Origin of the sequence: Verrucosispora sp. TAA-831, from assembly GCF_050780145.1 — a bacterium.
Taxonomy (GTDB): domain Bacteria; phylum Actinomycetota; class Actinomycetes; order Mycobacteriales; family Micromonosporaceae; genus Micromonospora.
Window position 1 is genome coordinate 1,952,387 of sequence record NZ_CP192240.1, and the last position, 18,019, is coordinate 1,970,405.

At 70.4% G+C, this 18,019-nt stretch carries 13 protein-coding genes; 11 read left to right on the plus strand and 2 right to left on the minus strand.

The window, feature by feature from the left end:
* Positions 1-133: 133 nt before the first annotated feature.
* Entirely contained in the window at positions 134-1,384 is a 1,251-nt protein-coding gene (locus tag ACQVFL_RS08905) for a cysteine desulfurase-like protein (RefSeq protein ID WP_431729133.1), read from the minus strand.
* Between the two features lie 153 nt (positions 1,385-1,537).
* Here ACQVFL_RS08905 and ACQVFL_RS08910 point away from each other — a divergent pair, with 153 nt between their 5' ends.
* From ACQVFL_RS08910 to ACQVFL_RS08935, 6 genes are all read left to right on the plus strand, one after another.
* Positions 1,538-2,353 carry an SAM-dependent methyltransferase gene (locus ACQVFL_RS08910; RefSeq protein ID WP_396691422.1) on the plus strand — a complete coding sequence of 272 codons (816 nt, stop codon included), beginning with the start codon at positions 1,538-1,540 and terminating at the stop codon, positions 2,351-2,353.
* A gap of 69 nt (positions 2,354-2,422) precedes the next feature.
* The gene (locus ACQVFL_RS08915; protein ID WP_431729134.1) at positions 2,423-3,799 is read left to right on the plus strand and encodes a transaminase; all 1,377 of its coding nucleotides are present in this window, start codon (positions 2,423-2,425) and stop codon (positions 3,797-3,799) included.
* A 64-nt stretch (positions 3,800-3,863) separates the two neighbouring features.
* On the plus strand, positions 3,864-4,343 hold the full coding sequence (locus ACQVFL_RS08920; RefSeq protein ID WP_396691420.1) for a DUF2975 domain-containing protein: 480 nt from the start codon (positions 3,864-3,866) through the stop codon (positions 4,341-4,343).
* Complete coding sequence (locus ACQVFL_RS08925; RefSeq protein WP_350695398.1) at positions 4,343-4,549, plus strand: helix-turn-helix domain-containing protein; 207 nt, start codon at positions 4,343-4,345, stop codon at positions 4,547-4,549. Before ACQVFL_RS08920 ends, ACQVFL_RS08925 begins: the two co-directional genes overlap by 1 nt.
* 52 nt (positions 4,550-4,601) lie before the next feature.
* Positions 4,602-4,832 (plus strand): hypothetical protein, encoded by a 231-nt coding sequence (locus tag ACQVFL_RS08930; RefSeq protein WP_431729135.1) that lies wholly within the window; start codon positions 4,602-4,604, stop codon positions 4,830-4,832.
* 251 nt (positions 4,833-5,083) lie between these two features.
* Entirely contained in the window at positions 5,084-6,202 is a 1,119-nt protein-coding gene (locus ACQVFL_RS08935; RefSeq protein WP_431729136.1) for a LacI family DNA-binding transcriptional regulator, read from the plus strand.
* A gap of 64 nt (positions 6,203-6,266) precedes the next feature.
* Here the strand turns inward: ACQVFL_RS08935 and ACQVFL_RS08940 are convergent, their stop codons facing one another.
* A complete protein-coding gene (locus tag ACQVFL_RS08940; RefSeq protein ID WP_396691419.1) occupies positions 6,267-7,289 on the minus strand; it encodes a LacI family DNA-binding transcriptional regulator in 1,023 nt (340 codons plus the stop codon).
* Between the two features lie 607 nt (positions 7,290-7,896).
* Here ACQVFL_RS08940 and ACQVFL_RS08945 point away from each other — a divergent pair.
* From ACQVFL_RS08945 to ACQVFL_RS08965, 5 genes are all read left to right on the plus strand, one after another.
* Positions 7,897-9,195 carry an ABC transporter substrate-binding protein gene (locus ACQVFL_RS08945; protein ID WP_396691418.1) on the plus strand — a complete coding sequence of 433 codons (1,299 nt, stop codon included), beginning with the start codon at positions 7,897-7,899 and terminating at the stop codon, positions 9,193-9,195.
* 103 nt (positions 9,196-9,298) lie between these two features.
* Positions 9,299-10,216: a carbohydrate ABC transporter permease gene (locus ACQVFL_RS08950; RefSeq protein ID WP_396691417.1), complete on the plus strand. Its 918-nt coding sequence runs from the start codon at positions 9,299-9,301 to the stop codon at positions 10,214-10,216.
* Between the two features lie 4 nt (positions 10,217-10,220).
* Complete coding sequence (locus ACQVFL_RS08955; RefSeq protein WP_396691415.1) at positions 10,221-11,135, plus strand: carbohydrate ABC transporter permease; 915 nt, start codon at positions 10,221-10,223, stop codon at positions 11,133-11,135.
* 2 nt (positions 11,136-11,137) lie between these two features.
* A complete protein-coding gene (locus ACQVFL_RS08960; RefSeq protein ID WP_431729137.1) occupies positions 11,138-13,090 on the plus strand; it encodes a glycoside hydrolase family 127 protein in 1,953 nt (650 codons plus the stop codon).
* 130 nt (positions 13,091-13,220) lie between these two features.
* Positions 13,221-17,957 carry an Ig-like domain-containing protein gene (locus tag ACQVFL_RS08965; protein WP_431729138.1) on the plus strand — a complete coding sequence of 1,579 codons (4,737 nt, stop codon included), beginning with the start codon at positions 13,221-13,223 and terminating at the stop codon, positions 17,955-17,957.
* Positions 17,958-18,019: the final 62 nt, after the last annotated feature.

Genomic DNA, 18,019 nt, shown 5'->3' on the forward strand with positions numbered 1-18,019 from the left:
TGCGGTCACCGTCGGGCGCGGCAGTTCAGGTCTCCGGCTCGTGGGCGGGACGTCGCGCGGGCTGGGCGGAGCGGGCGGGAAATGTAAGGAAGGGTCCCCTACTATGCACGAGGCGTTAGCAGGGTGCCCTTCCTTACACCTGGGCCAGGAAGGCGGCCAGGCCGTGCAGGACGCGGGTGACGTCGCTGTCGTCGTTGTACGGGGCCAGGCCGAGCCGGAGCGCGTGCTCGTCGTCGAGATCGAGCCGGCGGAACGGCTCGTACGCGTAGAAGGAGCCGGCCGGGGCCAGGACGTCGTGGTCGAGCAGGAACCGGTAGGCGTCGCGGGTCTTGCGGCCGGGCAGGGTGAGCAGCAGCGTCGGGGTACGGTCGGCGGCCCGGGAGTGGACCACCACGTCCGCGCCCAGGTCCGCCAGTCCCTCCTCGATCCGGTGCCGCAGCCGGGTCTCGTGCGCGTCGACGGCGTGCAGCGAGGCACGCAGCCGCTCCCGCCGGGAGGTGTTCGCCGGGTCGTCACCGGGTGCGATGTCGGCGAGGAAGTCGACGGCGGCGGTGGCGCCGTCCAGCATCTCGTACGGCAGGGTGCCGAGTTCGAAGCGCTCGGGCACGACGTCGGTGGCCGGGATCAGCTTGTCCGGTCGCAGCGTCTCCAGCAGACCCGGGTCGGCGGCGAGTACCCCGCAGTGCGGTCCGAGGAACTTGTACGGGGAGCAGACGTAGAAGTCGGCACCGAGCGCGGGTACGTCGACGAACTGGTGTGCCGCGTGGTGCACACCGTCGACGAAGACCTGTGCGCCGACCGCGTGTGCGGCGTCGGCGATCGTCCGGACGTCGGGTCGGGTGCCGAGCAGGTTGGACGCGCCGGTGACGGCGACCAGCCGGGTCCGGTCGGTGACCGCGTCGGCCACCGAGGCGGGGTCGAACTCGGCGGTGGCCGGGTCGAGGTCGATCCAGCGCACCTCCGCGCCGGCCCGTTCGGCGGCCAGCACCCACGGCCGGACGTTGGCGTCGTGGTCGAGCCGGGTGACCACCACCTCGTCACCGGGACCCCAGTCCTGGGCGAGGATCCGGGAGAAGTCGAAGGTCAACTGGGTGGCGCTGCGGCCGTAGACGATCCCGGCGGCGGGTACGCCCAGCAGGTCGGCGTAGGCGAGCCGGAACGCGCCGACGGCGGCGTCCGCGTTGGTCTCCGAGAGCGCGCCGGTGCCCCGGTTGGAGATCGGGGCGGTCATCGTGGCGGTGACCGCGTCGGCGACCGGGCGCGGCGTCTGCGTGCCACCCGGGCCGTCGAAGTGCGCGATGCCCGAGGCCAGCGAGGGGAAGTGGGCGCGGAGCGCGGCGACGTCGAACCCGGTCGGTCCGGCGGGTGCGGTGGAGGTCATCATCGGTCTCCTGGCGGTCGGGCGGGTGGTCGGGCGGGCGAGGGCGCGGCGCCTGCAACATAGTGCAGACGGGCGGGGTTCGGCAGGATGGGCGCGGGGCTAGGCTGACGCCCGGTAGACGACAATGGTCCTAATGAGACTGAGGGTGCGAACGTGGTGGACGGCACGACCGTGACCGGCGGCGAACAGGACAGGCCAACTCTGGACACCGGAGTGCCGCAGACCGCGCGGATCTGGAACTACCTGCTCGGCGGCAAGGACAACTTCGCCGCCGATCGCGAGGTCGGCGACCAGATCATCGCCAACCTGCCGCAGCTCGCGCAGAACGCCCGGTTGTCCCGCGCGTACCTGGCCCGGGCGGTGCGCCACCTGGCCGGCACGGCGGGCGTCCGGCAGTTCCTGGACGTGGGCACCGGCCTGCCGACCGCCGACAACACCCACGAGGTGGCGCAGTCCGTCGCTCCGGACGCACGCATCGTGTACGTCGACAACGATCCGCTCGTGCTGGCACACGCCCGCGCCCTGCTGGTCGGTACGCCCGAGGGCGCCACCGACTACGTCGACGCCGATCTGCGCGACCCGGACCGGATCCTGCGCGAGGCGGCCCGGACGCTGGACCTGGACCAGCCGGTCGCCGTGATGCTGATGGGCATCCTCGGTCACGTCGAGTCCGACGACGAGGCGAAGGCGATCGTCGACGGACTCGTCGGCCGCCTGCCCTCCGGCAGCTACCTCGCGATGTACGACGGCAGCGATACCAGCGAGGCGGTCACCGAGGCGGTCCGGATCTGGAACGTCTCCGCCAACCCCCGCTACCACCTGCGCAGCCCGGAGCGGATCGCCGGCCTGTTCGCGGGCCTGGAACTCGTCGAGCCGGGCGTGGTCTCGGTGACCCGCTGGCGGCCCGACGGCGACCCGGCCGAACTGCCCGAGGAGATCGACCAGTACTGCGCGGTCGGACGGAAGCCCTGACGGCGGTAGCGTCAGTTATCAGTCGTACGGCATCTAGCTGGCAGTCCATCTCGTTGGTACTGTCGCCCGATGCCGACGGATTTCGAAGCTGAGGGCGTCGACCGCACCCGCTTGGGACGGCTGCTCGCGCGGGAGCGGTCCACGTTCGTGGACCGCCACCCCCGCTCGGCCGCCGCGTACGCCGACGCCGGGCACCTGTTCGGCAGGGTCCCGATGACCTGGATGAACAAGAACGCGGCCGGCTTCCCGGTCTATCTGGACCGGGCGCGCGGGGCCCGGGTCACCGACGTCGACGGCCACGAGTACGTCGACTTCTGCCTCGGCGACACCGGTGCGATGGCGGGCCATTCCCCGGCACCGGTGGTCGAGGCGGTCACCCGACGCCTGGCCGAGCTCGGTGGGGCGGCCACCATGCTGCCCACCGAGGAGGCGGCGGCGGTCGGTGCCGAGCTGGCCCGGCGTTTCGGGCTGCCCGCCTGGAGCTTCACGCTGACCGCCACCGACGCGAACCGGTGGGCCGTCCGGCTGCTGCGCGCCGTCACCGGCCGTCCCCGCATCCTGGTCAACAGCTACTGCTACCACGGATCGGTGGACGAGTCGCTGATCGTGGTCGGGCCGGACGGGCGGCCCCGCAGTCGGGCGGGCAACGTCGGCGCTCCCGGCGACGTGACCGCCACCAGCCGGGTCGCCGAGTTCAACGACCTGGACGGGTTGGCCCGCGAACTCGCCCACGGCGACGTGGCCGCGGTGCTGATGGAACCGGCGCTGACCAACATCGGCATCGTGCTGCCCGAGCCCGGCTACCTCGACGGGGTACGCGCGCTCACCCGTCAGTACGGGACCTACCTGGTCAACGACGAGACGCACACGTTCTCCGCCGGGCCGGGCGGTGCGACCGCCGCCTGGGACCTGGCGCCGGACGTGGTCACCATCGGCAAGGCCATCGGCGGCGGCATCCCGGTCGGCGCGTACGGCCTCTCCGCCGAACTGGCCGCCGCGCTGACCGACCGGACGGACCTCGACCTGGTCGACATGGGCGGGGTGGGTGGCACCCTGGCGGGCAACCCGGTGTCGATCGCAGCCACCCTGGCCACCCTGCGGGAGGTGCTCACCGACGAGGCGTTCACCGGCATGGCCGAGACGGCGACCCGCTTCGCCGAGGGGGTGGGCGCGCTGTTCGCCGAGTACGCGTTGCCGTGGTCGGTGAGTCGGCTCGGCGCGCGGGTGGAGTACCGCTTCGTCGACCCGGCTCCGCGTACCGGCACGGAGTCGGCCCGGTGCGCCGACGGCGACCTGGAGGACTACCTGCACGTCTACCTGCTCAACCGGGGGATCCTGATGACCCCGTTCCACAACATGGCGTTGATGTGCCCGCAGACCACGGTCGAGGACGTCCGCCGGCACCACGAGGTGTTCGGCGACGCGCTCGGTGAGTTGATGGGGTGACCGGTCGGGGTGGTAACGGTCGAAACCTATTGACTTTCGATAGGTGGCGAGTGATAGTCGATGCATGCTGGTGACACGTTGGGCGGTGGCCGCCCTCAGAGTCTTCCTCGTGGTGCTGTTCGGGATCCTGGTCGTGTTCCAGACCCTCTCGCTGCCGGGGCAGTTCGCCCACATGGCACAGGAGTCACCGGACCAGGCGTACCTGCGGTGGCCGTTGACCGCCGTCACGGTCTTCTGGGTGCTCTGCGTCCAGGTGGTGATCGTCTCCACCTGGAAGTTGCTCACCCTGGTCAAGAACGACCGGATCTTCAGCCCGGTCTCCCTGGTCTGGGTGGACGTCATCGTGTGGGCCGTCGCCGCCGCCTGGGTGGTGCTGGTGGCCGTGTTCCTCTACGTAGGATTCAGGGCCGACGACCCCGGAGTCCCGTTCCTGCTGCTCCTGCTCTCGACCGGCGTCGCCGTGCTGGGGCTGCTGATGGTGGTGCTGCGCGCGCTGCTGCGCCAGGCCACCACGCTGCGGACCGACATGGAAGCGGTGATCTGATGCCCATCGTGGTACGCATCGACGTCCAGCTCGCCAAGCGCAAGATGAGCGTCGGTGAGTTCGCCGATCGGGTCGGGCTCACACCGGCGAACGTGGCGGTGCTCAAGAACGGCCGGGCCAAGGCCGTCCGGTTCAGCACCCTGGAGGCGATGTGTCGGGTGCTCGAATGTCAGCCCGGTGACCTGCTGGAATGGGTCGAGGAGTGAGTCCTGCGGGGCCCGGCCGCCGGGCCGAGCCCCGCAGGGTGTGGCCTATCTCGTGCAGCAGGATGTGCATGTTCTCGGCGTCCAGGTTGGTCATGTCGTACTCGTGGCCCGTGCGTTGACCCCGGTCGCCGCCGGCACCGCCGCCGAACCCGTCGGCCAACCGCAGCGATGGTCGTCGTGGCGGGCCACCCCGCCGGGGCAGTTCGGGTACTGCCCACCCTGGCTGAAGAAGCGACCGCACTCGGGCGCGCACTGCGGGGCGTTCGGCCGCGGCTGGCCATGACCTGGTCCCAACCGTGGTTGCGGAACCCGTACAGGTTGCCGTTGTGGTGGGTCCGCGCCACGTGCTGCCACACCGAAATCCAATGATCTCCGAAGTGAGTTTCGCCGGAGATCTCCTGAGAGGGATTGCCGAAACGGTTTTCGAGGTTCATTGTCGGAGATCGGACCACCGAGGTCTTCGCGCGTGCGCTGACCATCGGTCCTGGCGGCACGGGCGACGCGTCGGGGACCTCTGGGCGAGGAGAGCAGACGATGATCGAGAAGAACGGCGGGTCACGGGGGCGGGCGGCGAACACCCGGGCCGCTGCCGGACGGTCCAGCGGTCGATCGATCATGCGTGACGTCGCCGCGCGGGCGGGGGTGTCCGCCCAGACGGTCTCCCGGGTCATCAACGGCCACCCGTACGTCGCCGACGACACCCGCCAACGGGTGCTGACCGCGATGCGGGAGCTGGACTACCAGCGCAACCCGGCGGCCCGTGCCCTGGTCACCCGGCGCTCCGGCACGCTCGGGATCATCGGGTACGAGAGCCCGCTCTACGGGCCGACGTCGATGCTCTACGCCATCGAGGGGGCGGCCCGCTCCGCCGGCTACTTCGTCAGCGTCGCCAGCGTGCGGCACCTGGACCGGCGGTCGGTGCTCGACGCGGCGGACTGGTTGCGCCGGCAGTCGGTCGAGGGGCTCATCGCCATCGCGCCCAAGCCCGCCATGGCCGGCGCGCTGGCCGAGGCGGCGGGCGGGCTCGCGGCGGTGACGGTCGGCGGTGGGTGTAGCGACGAGATCGCCAGCGCACAGATCGACAACGTGGCGGGGGCCCGACTCGCCACCCGACACCTGCTCGACCTCGGGCACGCCACCGTGCACCACGTGTCCGGCCCGGACGACTGGCCGGAGGCGGCGGAGCGGATCCGGGGATGGCGGGAGGCCCTGCGGTCCGCCGGTGCTCCGGTGCCCGCCGTCGTCCCCGGGGACTGGAACGCCAGCACCGGATACCAGCAGGGGGAGCGGCTGGCTGCCGACCCCGACGTCACCGCCGTCTTCTGCGCCAGCGACCAACTCGCCCTCGGCCTGTTGCGCGCGCTGCACGAGGCGGGTCGGCGGGTGCCGGAGGACGTCAGCGTGGTCGGCTTCGACGGCACGCCGGACGGCGCGCACTTCCTGCCCCCGCTGACGTCGGTCCGGCAGGACTTCGCCGAACTCGGCCGACGCAGCCTGGGACTGCTGCTGGCGCAGCTCGACCCGGCCGGGCAGACGCCGGTGCGGCGACGCGACCTGCTGGTGCCGGAGTTGGTCAGCCGCCGCAGCGCCGCGACGCCGGGGAGCGTGGGTCGACCGCTGCGCGCGCTGCGACCGGCCAGCCTGATCGGTTAGCGCCCCCGGCCGAGAAGGATTCTCCCGGCCCGGTGGGTCGTCGGCTCCGGCGACGCCGCCCGGCTCAGCGGTGCACCGCCGGTCCGGTCGACTCGCGGACGACGAGGCGGCCGGGTTGCCGGATGACGCCGCTGCCGGGGTTGCCGTCGAGAGCGGCGTAGAGGTGCTCGACCGCGGTCGCACCGAGCCGCTCCAGGTTGAGGTCCACGGTGGTCAGCGGTGGACGGCAGTCGGCGGCGAAGAACTCCCAGTTGTCGTAGCCGACGATCGCCACGTCGTCCGGGATGCGTCGGCCGAGGTCACGCAGTGTGTCGGCCGCTCCGGCGGCCAACTGGTCGTTGCCGCAGAAGATCGCGTCCACGTCCGGGCGGGCGGCCAGCAGCAGGCGGGCGGCGTGCCGACCCCACCGCTGCGACCACTCGCCGAAGAGTGGGTCCCCGGCGGGATCGAGGCCCGCCTCGGTGAGCACCGCCCGCAGCCCCGCCGCCCGGTCCCGGGCGGAGCGGTAGCCGTCCGGACCGGTGATGTGCCCGATCCGCCGCCGTCCGTGCAGCACCAGGTGCTCCGCGGCGAGCCGGGCGCCGCCCTCGTCGTCGGCGATGACCGACAGGTCCCGGGGGTCGGTCGACTCGGCGTAGGCGTAGACCACCGGGACCGGGATGTCCTGCGTCAACGAGGGTCCGGCCTCGTTGCTGTCGCCGACCACGATGAACCCGTCGACCTGCCGTGCCAGCAGCGTCCGGATGTAGTGCTGACGCCGGATGGCGTCGCCCCGGGCGTCGCAGAGCAGCACCGACATCTGCTCGTTGCCGAGGGCGTTCTCGGCACCGAGCAGGATGGACATGGCGAACCGGCCGCCGAGTTCGTCGGTGAGCAGCCCGACGGTGCGGGTGCGTCCGTTGATCAGCCCGGAGGCCAGCGCGTTGGGCTGGAAGGAGAGTTCGCCGGCCGCGCGCAGGACGCGTTCCCGGGTGGCCTGGGCCACCTCGGCGCGTCCGTTGAGCGCCTTGGACGCGGTCGCGACCGAGACGCCGGCCCGGCTGGCCACGTCACTCAGCGTCACTGACTGTGATCGTCGTCGCCCCACCGAAAGCCTTTCGCAAAAGTTTCAGGACGGCCGGCAGGTGGTCGCCGCCCCCGTATTCGGGGCAAGCGTAGAGCGCAGAGTGCATGCAGGGGAAGGCGAAGACCGCACCGAAACAGGTTCAGGTTTTACCCGTCCGACATCTTGCCGAAACCGTTTTCGTGGGACACGCTAGCGGCGGAAAGTGATACCGACCACCTCGGCGGCGGTGCGGCTTGCCGTGCCGATCCCGTCGGAACCGGCGGGAGGCGACACCGATGAGGACGGACGAGGCATCGCCCACGAAGGCGGCGCGAACGTCCTCACCGGTGCATCGGTCCCGCGCGAGACAGCAGTACGACGGTGCCCCCGTCGGACCGTCCCCACGACACCTCGGCTCGGCGGAACACCGCCGACGACCCGATGTCCACACCCTGACCCTGCCCGGCCGGCCACTCGTCGGCCGTACCTGATCATCCGGCTTCGCCGATCACGTCCACGGGGGCGCCACGGTCGACGGCCGGGGCGGCGGCTCCCGTCCCACCCGATCGCGCGGAACCGTCCGCTACCCGGCTCACGGGAACCGCCTCGCGGCTCCCCGGCGAGCTTCGATGCGACTAGGAGAGGAATCATGAGGAAAACCCTGGGCAGGCGTACTGCCCTGCGTTCGCTGGCCGGAGCCATGGCGGCGACGATGGTCCTCGCCGTGGCGGCCTGCGGCAGCGACGAGCCGAGCGGCACCAGCGCGGCCGAGGCCGGGCCGACCGGCGTCGACGACGGCAGCGAGCTGACCCTGTGGACCCGCGCGCCCCTGGAGAAGCAGGCGAAGCTGCTGGTCGACGCGTACAACGCCAAGCACCAGAACCAGGTCAAGCTGACCGTCGTACCGAACGACGACTACGTCGCCAAGGTCGGCGCGGCGGCCGGTTCCGGCGGTCTGCCCGACCTCTTCGCCGCGGACATCGTCTACGTGCCGAACTGGGTGAACCAGGGCCTCTTCCAGGACATCAGCGCCAACATCGACGGCCTGGACTTCAAGGACCAGATCAACAAGGGACACCTCTCGGCGGGCACCGTCGACAACAAGGCCCACGTCCTGCCGTTCGTGCTGGACCTGTCCATGATGTTCTGGAACAAGCAGTTGTTCCGGGACGCCGGGCTGGACCCGGAGAAGGCGCCGGCGTCGCTCGCCGAGTACGCCGCCGCCGCCAAGGCGGTGCAGGCCTCGGGCAAGGAGGGCGTCTACGGTACGGCCGCCGGGCTGAACTGCGGCGGCTGCCTCGTCTTCACCTGGTTCCCGTCCGTCTGGGCCGGCGGCGGCCAGGTGCTCAGCGAGGACGGCACCGAGTCCAAGCTGGGCGACGAGACCGCGCAGAAGGTCTTCAACACCTGGCAGGACCTGTGGCGCTCGGGTGCCGTGCTGCCCGCCTCGGCGGGGGAGACCGGTCCGACCTGGACCGCCGCCTTCACCGAGGGCAAGGTCGGCCTGATGTTCTACCCGGCGACGCTGCTCTCCTCGACGCCGTTCGACGTCGGTGTCGCCGGCATCCCCGGTCCCGACGGCGGTGCCTCCACCTTCGTCGGTGGCGACGGCATCGGCATCTCGAAGGACTCCAAGAAGGCAGCCCAGGCGTGGAACTTCCTGAGCTGGATGATGTCCGAGGAGGCCCAGGTCGAGGTGCTGGCCAAGAACAAGGACGTGGTCTCCCGGGCCGACCTGGCGAACAACAAGTACGCCGCCGAGGACCCGCGCCTGGTGACCATCAACGAGGTGGCCGGTCAGGGTGACACCCCGGTCGCGCTCAACTTCCAGCAGGCGTTCAACGCACCGAACAGCCCGTGGCTGACCCTCGTCCGTAACCAGGTGCTCAACGGCAACGGCGACCTGCAGAAGGACAACGGCGAGATCAGCGCCGTCCTGAAGCAGTAGGTACCCGGCGTGGGCGTGTGCCGCCCGAGGAGTCCCTACCGGTCGGCACACGCCCGCGTCGCGCCCACGTTCGGTCCGCCAGCGAAGGAAACGAGAGGTTCCCATGAGCGTCACCGCACCGTCTCGCCCGCCCCGCGCGGCGACACGGCGCCGCGCCCGTCCCCGAGGTCGTCAGGCCCTGCTCGGCTGGCTCTACGCGACACCCACCGCGGTCTTCGTGGCGCTGCTGTTCGCCGTGCCGCTGGTGCTGGTCGTCAAGATGTCGCTGTCGCGGTGGCCGCTGCTCACCGGTGACCAGGGGTTCAACGCGCCCGACAACTTCGTGAAGGCGGTCGAGCACCGGTTCTTCACCGACTCGGTGGTGTTCACCCTCAAGTACACGGCGCTGGCGACCGCGCTGCTGCTGGCGCTCGGCCTGGGACTCGCCCTGCTGGTGCAGGAGTCCAGCCGGTGGAACAACCTGCTGCGGGCCTCGTTCCTGATCCCCAGCGCGCTCGGTCTGGCCTCGGCGTCGCTGCTGTTCTACGTGATCTACTCGCCGTACGCGAGCCCGCTGGCCCCGCTGATGGACCGCCTGGGCATCACGTTCCTCGGCTCCCCGAACGCGGCGCTGTTCTCCACGACCTTCCTGATCGTGTGGCGGTACGCGGGCTTCTACATGGTGCTCATGCTGGTCGGCCTACAGGGAATCCCCGCCGACGTGTACGAGGCGGCGCGTACCGACGGTGCGAGCCGTTGGCAGACCTTCCGCAAGGTCACCCTGCCGCTGCTGCGCCCCACGCTGGCGCTGACGACCGTGCTCTGCGTGACCGGCTCCCTGCTCGCCTTCGAGCAGTTCTACATCCTGACCAAGGGCGGCCCGGACAACAGCACGATCACCGTCGTGCAGCTCATCTACATGGTGGCGTTCCAGGGCCAGAACGACCTGGGGGTGGCGGCGGCCATCTCCGTCATCGTGCTGGTCGCCCTGATCCTGATCAACGCGTTGCAGATGCGCGCCTTCCGGTCCGAGGAGAACTGATCCGATGGCCGTCGTTTCCCGCACCACACCGACCGTCGCCGACCGGACCCCGCCGTCCGGGTCGCAGCCGTCGAGGCCGAAGAAGCCGGCCGGCACCACCATCGCCGGGATCGCGCTGCGGACGCCGTACTGGGTGTTCACCGGGTCGGTCGCCCTGATCTTCCTGGCACCGCTGGTCTGGACCGCGATCGCCTCCGTCTCCCCGCAGCCGGGCACCAACCAGGTCGACGGTTGGGGCATCGGCAACTACCAGACGTTGGCCGCCTACCAGGCCGGCGTCTGGCGCTACCTCGGCAACTCGGCGTTCGTCTCGCTGCTCACGGTGGCGCTGACGCTGCTGATCTCGTTCCTCGGCGGGTACGCCTTCGCCCGGTTCCGCTTCCCCGGCAAGAACATCCTGTTCCTGCTCACCCTGGCCATCCTGATGGTCCCGTACGCGACGCTGCTGATCCCGCTCTATGTCCTGCTCAACCAGGTGGGGTTGCAGAACTCGCTGGTCGGCGTCGCGCTCGTGCTGACCATGTTCCAGTTGCCGTTCTCCACCTTCCTGATGCGCATCTCGTTCGAGGCGGTGCCCCGCGAACTCGACGAGGCCGCGATGGTCGACGGGTGCTCGTCGTTCAGCGCGCTGTGGCGGGTGCTGCTGCCGGCCGTGAAACCGGGCCTGATCACCGTCGGTCTCTTCGGTTTCCTCGCCGCGTGGAACGACTTCATGGCCCCGCTGATCCTGATCAACGACACCGAGAAGATGACGCTGCCGCTGGCCGTGTCCAACCTGCGCGGCCAGGTCCAGGGCGTCGTCGACTACGGGGCGACCGAAGCGGGCGTCGTCGTGCTCGCCCTGCCGTGCATCGTCTTGTTCCTCCTGCTGCAACGACACTACGTGCGCGGCTTCATGTCCGGCGCGCTGAAAGGATGACCATGAGCGGCAACGCACATCCGGCCGCACCCGTCCTGCCGGTCCGGGGTCGCCTGCGCCCCCTCGACCTGCGGGAAGTCCGGATCGTGGGCGGATTCTGGGCCGAGCGCCAGTCGGTCAACGGCGGCGTGACCCTCGACCACATCGCGCACTGGCTGGAACGGGAGGGCTGGGTCCGCAACTTCGACCTGGCGGTGGACGGCGACCTTTCCGGCGAGCGACGCGGACGCGAGTTCTCCGACTCGGAGATCTACAAGTTCCTGGAAGCGATGGCGTGGGAGATCGGCCGGACCGCCGACCCGGACCTCGAAGCGCGGTTCCGCGCCCTGGTGCGGCGGGTCGGCGCGGCGCAGGAGCCCGACGGTTACCTGAACACCAGGTTCGGCCGCCCCGGACAGCAACCGCGCTGGTCGGACCTGGAATGGGGGCACGAACTCTACTGCGTCGGCCACCTCGTCCAGGCCGCCGTGGCCCGGGCCCGGACCCGGCCGGACGCCGACGACGGCCTGCTCCAGATCGCCTGCCGGGCCGCCGACCACGTCTGCGAGGTGTTCGGCGTGGACGGCATCGACAGCGTCTGCGGCCATCCGGTGATCGAGACCGCCTTCGTGGAACTGGCCCGGACCACCGGCCAGGACCGCTACCTGACCCAGGCCGCGCTCTTCGTCGACCGGCGTGGTCACGGCCGGTTGGCCGACATCGAGTTCGGTCGGGAGTACTTCCAGGACGAGACCCCGGTCCGGCAGGCCACCGTGCTGCGCGGGCACGCGGTGCGGGCGAACTACCTGGCCGCCGGGGCCGTCGACGTGGCGGTCGAGCTGAAGGACGCCGGCCTGCTGGACGCGGTACGCGGCCAGTGGCAGCACACGGTCACCCGGCGTACCTACGTCACCGGTGGGCAGGGTTCCCGGCACCAGGACGAGGCGTTCGGCGAGGACTGGATGTTGCCGCCGGACCGGGCGTACTCGGAGACCTGCGCGGGCATCGGCTCGGTGATGCTGGCCTGGCGGCTGCTGCTCGCCGACGGTGAGTCCCGCTACGCCGACCTCATCGAGCGGACCCTGTTCAACGTGGTGTCGACCTCGCCGTCGACCGACGGGCGCAGCTTCTTCTACACCAACACGCTGCACCGGCGGGAACTCGGCACGGTGCCCGACGCGGACCGGCCCAGCCTGCGCGCGGCGGCCTCGCTGCGCGCGCCGTGGTTCGAGGTCTCCTGCTGCCCGACCAACGTGGCCCGCACCGTGGCCAGCCTGGGCGCGTACGCCGCCACCTGCGACGACGAGGGCCTGCAACTGCACCAGTACCTGCCTGGGACGGTGGCGCACCGCCTCCCCGACGGGCGGGAGCGCTGCCTGGTGATCAGCACCGACTACCCGCACGACGGCGAGATCCGGGTACGCGTCGACAGCGACGACGACCACCCGTGGTCGCTGTCGCTGCGGGTGCCGGACTGGGCCGTCGACGGGGCCACCGTCACCGTGGCCGGAGCCACCCGGCCGGTCGCCCCCGGCATGGTCACCGAGCAGCGCACCTGGCGACGCGGCGACGAGGTCGTCCTGGCCCTGCCGATGGCGCCCCGCTTCACCTATCCGGACAGTCGCATCGACGCGGTGCGGGGCTGTGTCGCGGTGGAGCGTGGCCCGCTGGTGTTCGCGTTGGAGTCGGTGGACGTGCCGGAGGTGGCGACCGTCGACGAGCTGCGCGTCGACACCAGCCGACCGCCCCGGCTGGTCGACGGCCGGGTCGTGGTGCGGTGCCGCCGGGTGCGCGCGGACGACCACGAATGGCCCTACCGGGCCGACGCCGCCGAGTCGTCGCCCGCGTCCGTCGAGGTGTTCGACGAGGTGACGCTGGTGCCGTACCACGCCTGGGCCAACCGTGGCCCCTCGACCATGCGGGTCTGGATCCCCGTCGACGGTGACCTGCCGGAGCAGGGCCAGGGGCGGAGCTGATGTTAGCGCTCACACCGAGCTTCCCGGCCCGCGCCGCCCGCACCACCACGAGCCGCTCGAATCACCACCTAGGTGCGACGTGGGGGACCGCCTCACCCGCCCACCCGCGCCGATATCAAGGAGGAAGAAGATGATCCGCAGACGCGTGCGGAGGGTGCCCCTCTGGGGTGCCCTTGCCGCGCTCGTGGTGTCGGGGACGGTCGCCGTATCGTCCCCGGCCCACGCGGCCGGCCCCGTCCTGCCCGGCAACGAGGGCGACGTCGGGGTCCACACCAACGGTCAGAACCACGTCATGGACATCGGCGACCCGGTCTACAGCAACGTCGGCAGCGTCGCCGACCAGCTTCGGCCGGGCGTACCGTTCACCGCCGGCAGCATGCACCAGTCGATCTTCGAGAAGGACCTCGCCGCCGGCGGTACGGACTACTACCTCGACCGCATCCTCGGAGTCAGCGGCACGCTCGGGTCAGCGGTGCTGATGACCCGAGGGCGCACCCTCTACATGCGCGGCGCGAGCAACAACAACTTCACCGTGATGGGCTTCGCCGGCAACACGTTCGTCGGCGGCCCCAACAACCTCGGCAACCTCTACACCGTCACGGTGCCCGGGCAGACCGTGTCCGAGGTCAACGCCAACCGGTTCAACGCACCGAGCCACGCCAGGAGCCGCTACACCATCGGCAGCACCGGCGTCACCGCCGACCTGACGAAGTTCATCACCTACGACAACGTGGCGGTCACCGCCATCCGGTTCACCAACCCCGGCGGCTCGGCGGCCAGCTTCACCGTGCGGGCCGCGTCCCCGCTGGCCACCCAGGCGGCGGGCGACGCCGCGCTCACCGGCACCCGCACCATCACCAGCGGCTCGAACAACGGGCTGGTCGACACCCCGTGGGACACCGTCCGGGTGGACCTGACCGGCTCCGGCTTCACCCGCAGCGGCAGCAACCTGGACCGGGAGATCACCGTCCCGGCCGGTGGCTCGCTGTCGCTCTCGGTGGTCGGCGCGGTCTCCTCGGCCACGCTGCCCGAGACGGTGGAGAGCTACCAGGAGTACGCCGACCTGTCGCCGACCACGGCCGTGCGGACCGGCATCACCGCCTTCCACCGCCGCTGGGCCCAGGACGTGCCGTACATCAACGTGCCGGACCCGGCGCTGGAGAAGGCCATCGTGTACCGCTGGTGGGGCGAGCGCTACAACTCGCTCGACGCCAACGCCTCCGGCCACGTCTACCAGTACCCCACCACGATCGAGGGGGTGAACCTCTATCAGAACTCGGTCGCGCTGACCCAGCCGATGCACCTGCAGGACACCAAGTGGCTGCGGACGCCCTATCTCGGCTACGGCCAGATCCTCAACATCGGTGAGCTGTCCGGCTCCTCGGCCTTCCTGGACAGCCCGGGACACACGAGCTGGAACAACCACTACTCGCAGTACCTCGGCACGGCCGGACTCGAGGCGTACAACGTGCACGGCGGCGGCAAGCAGGTCGCCCGCAAGTTCGCCCAGTACTTCGAGGGCGACGGCGTCGGCCAGTTGGAGCACTACGACGGCAACGACGACAAGCTGATCGCGTACGACACCAACTACATGCCGGGCAACGACGCCGACGCGATCACGTTCGGCTTCCCGAAGGTGAACACCGGGGCACCGGGCGCGCGGACGATCGAGCGGCCGGAGTCGGCGTACGTGTGGGGCGCGTTCGACGCGGCCCGTCAGCTCTACCAGATCTCCGACGCCGACCAGGCCAAGGTCGACGCGATGGGGACCAGCGCCGACGAGATCCGGGACGCGATCCTGACCCGGCTGTGGAGCCCGGACATGCGGATGTTCCTGGCCGGCACGTCGCACGGCGCGAGCAGCGCGGCGACCGCGAACGGGCGGGCCAACCCGCTGCCCGCCTCGGCCCGGAACCTGATCCCGGCCAAGGAGACGAACCTCTACGACATCTACGCCGAGAACCTGATCCCGACCGACCAGTGGGAGAAGTACGTCGACGGGTTCCGGTTCCTGACCTACGGCGACAACTTCCCGATCTTCCCGTTCTACACCGCCAACCAGTACGACCGGTCGGTGTACGGGATCGGTGGCTCGAACAACTTCTCGAACATCAACTTCACCGTGCAGTACCGCGGTGTCCGTTCGGCGCTGCGCCACTACGACCCGGAGCAGAAGTACATCACCCCGGAGTACGCCAAGCGGCTGCTGGACTGGATGGCGTGGAGCATCTACCCGAACGCCGACATGCGGGTCGCGAACCAGGCCGAGTACTACTCCAACTGGAACCCGACGACGCGCTCCTACAACCGCAACAACCAGAACCACATCATGCTCGGCAACATGAACTACATCTTCATCGAGGACATGGGCGGCATCCAGCCGCGTTCCGATGACAAGATCGAGTTGTGGCCGATCCAGTTCGGCTACGAGCACTTCATGGTCAACAACCTGCGGTACCACGGTCAGGACGTCACCATCGTCTGGGACCCGGACGGCAGCAAGTACGGCCTGGGCGCCGGCTACAGCCTGTTCCTCAACGGCGAGAAGAAGGTCACCACCGACAAGCTCGGCAAGGTCACCTACGACCCGAACACCAACCAGGTGCAGGCCGAGGACGGGGTGACCGTCACCTTCACCGCCACCACCGGCACCGACTTCCCGAGCGCGGTGGACACCCCGATCTCCGACGACCGGGTCGTCAGCTACCTCAAGACGGCCGGGATCGACCTCACCGAGGAGGCGCCGAACCTGGCGCAGGGCGCCCAGCTCAGCTCCTCGTACACCCAGCAGGGTGTGCGGCCCACGCCGTGGCGGCAGTTCCACACGCCCGGCTGGAGCACCACCTCGATGAACTACACGCCCGGCGCGATCTCCGAGACCGAGCGTCCGGTGTCGCTGGCGGCCGTCACCGACGGGATCACCGCCAACGAGCCGTACTGGGGCAACTACGGCACCACCGAGCGCAACGGCTACATCGAGCTGAACCTGGGCTCGGCCAAGAGCCTCGACAACGTCAAGGTCTACTTCGTCAGCGACCGGCAGGCCGGTGGCTACCGCGAGCCGGCGCGCTGGTGGGTGCAGGTGCCCGACGGCAACGGCGGCTGGAAGGAGGTGCCGGACCAGTTCAAGAACCCGGTCGTGCCGTCGGCCAAGTTCAACGAGGCGCTGTTCGACACCGTCACCACCGACAGGCTCCGGGTCACCTTCACCAACAACCCGACCCACTTCACCGCGATCAGCGAGATCCAGGTGTTCGAGTCCGGGCGGGACGTGCCGGACGTGACCAACCAGGCGCCACAGGTCACCGCCGACCGGGACGGCTCGGCGGACGGCAACCTGTCCACCCGGCTCGTCGCCACGGCCGCCGACGACGGCATCCCGTACGACAGCGAGCTGACCTTCGGCTGGGAGACCGTCTCCGCGCCGCAGGGCGCGGGCGTCATCTTCGCCGACGCGCGGGCGCTGAGCACCCGGGTCACCGGCACCGTCGCCGGTGACTACGTGTTCCGGTTCTGGGCCGACGACGGCGATAAGCGGTCGACGGCGAACGTGTCGGTCACGCTGACCGAGCGCGAGGTCACCGCGGAGTTCGGTGCCTCGGCCACGATCAGCACCAGCGGCACGGCGTCCTGGGAGAACCACTCGCGGGTCAACGAGCCCACCACGCCGAACAACTCCAACCCCGGTGCCGGCAACGGCTGGGGCAACTGGGGTCAGCCGCAGAACGGCACCAGCACCGCCCGGGAGGCGTGGATCCAGTACCGCTGGGCCGCACCGGTGCGACTCTCCTCGACCGACATCTACTGGTACGACGACAACGGCGGCACCCGCCGCCCCAACGCCGGCACGTACGCCATCGAGACCTCGGAGAACGGCACCACCTGGACGCCGGTGACGCTGGCCGAGGGCTCCACGTACGCCGGTGGACTGGCGACCAACCGGTTCAACAACTTCGAGTTCGAACCGGTCAGCACCAGCTACCTGCGGATCCGCATCTGGGGCGTGCAGGGCAGCGGCGCCGGCACCGGCGTGCTGCGCTGGCGGGCCAACGGCGAGACGGTCGACTCGGTGCGGTCCCCGGTGCTCATCCGCACCGGCGTCGGTGACGTGCCGACGCTGCCGAGCACGCTCGACGCCGTCTACGCCAGCGGCGAGCGCGGCCAGGTCGCGTTCAACTGGCAGGAGATCACCCCCGAGCAGGTCGCCGAGCCGAACGTCGACCCGTTCGTGGTCTACGGCACCAACGACGCGTACGGGCTGATCGCCGAGGCGCGGATCTACGTACGGCCGGAGATGTCCACCGGCGGTATCTCGATCCAGGGCGCCGAGAGCTTCGAACAGTCCGTCGAGGTGGGCGAACTGCCGTTCCTGCCGGACAAGGTGGAGGTCTCCTACAACGACGGATCGCGGGACAACCAGGCCATCGGTGTCGACTGGGACTTCGACGAGCGCATCGTCAACACCCCCGGCCGCTACACCATCATCGGTGACCTGATCCTGCCCCCGTACGTCAGCCAGGCCGGGGCCACCCGGACCACGCTGACCCTCACCGTGGGCGACCCGCCCCAGACCCCGGTCTGGGACGTCGAGGTGCAGGCCAGCACGCGCTGCACCGGCAGCAACGTCTACGTCTCCGTCAACGCCCGCAACGCCGGGGACGTGCCGCTGCGCATCGAGCTGGTCACGCCGTACGGCTCGCGGACGGTCGCCGACGTGGCCTCCGGGAAGTCCGCCTTCCAGGCGTTCAACACCCGCGCCAAGTCGGTGCAGGCCGGGACCGCGACGGTGAAGGCCACCGGGACCGTCGACGGCGAGCCGGTGACCGTGGAGTTCGAGGCGCCGTTCGGCGCGCTCACCTGCGGCTGACCCCCTCGTGGTGGCGGCGTCCGACCTGGGCGCCGCCACCACCCCCGCGCACGAGTGAGGAG

Excerpts from the sequence above, each read along its gene's own strand:
- ACQVFL_RS08955 (WP_396691415.1), top strand. The coding sequence starts at position 10,221 with ATGGCCGTCGTTTCCCGCACCACACCGACCGTCGCCGACCGGACCCCG.
- ACQVFL_RS08915 (WP_431729134.1), top strand. The coding sequence starts at position 2,423 with ATGCCGACGGATTTCGAAGCTGAGGGCGTCGACCGCACCCGCTTGGGA.
- ACQVFL_RS08945 (WP_396691418.1), top strand. The coding sequence starts at position 7,897 with ATGAGGAAAACCCTGGGCAGGCGTACTGCCCTGCGTTCGCTGGCCGGA.
- ACQVFL_RS08950 (WP_396691417.1), top strand. The coding sequence starts at position 9,299 with ATGAGCGTCACCGCACCGTCTCGCCCGCCCCGCGCGGCGACACGGCGC.
- ACQVFL_RS08965 (WP_431729138.1), top strand. The coding sequence starts at position 13,221 with ATGATCCGCAGACGCGTGCGGAGGGTGCCCCTCTGGGGTGCCCTTGCC.
- ACQVFL_RS08905 (WP_431729133.1), bottom strand. The coding sequence starts at position 1,384 with ATGATGACCTCCACCGCACCCGCCGGACCGACCGGGTTCGACGTCGCC.
- ACQVFL_RS08920 (WP_396691420.1), top strand. The coding sequence starts at position 3,864 with ATGCTGGTGACACGTTGGGCGGTGGCCGCCCTCAGAGTCTTCCTCGTG.
- ACQVFL_RS08925 (WP_350695398.1), top strand. The coding sequence starts at position 4,343 with ATGCCCATCGTGGTACGCATCGACGTCCAGCTCGCCAAGCGCAAGATG.
- ACQVFL_RS08960 (WP_431729137.1), top strand. The coding sequence starts at position 11,138 with ATGAGCGGCAACGCACATCCGGCCGCACCCGTCCTGCCGGTCCGGGGT.
- ACQVFL_RS08935 (WP_431729136.1), top strand. The coding sequence starts at position 5,084 with ATGATCGAGAAGAACGGCGGGTCACGGGGGCGGGCGGCGAACACCCGG.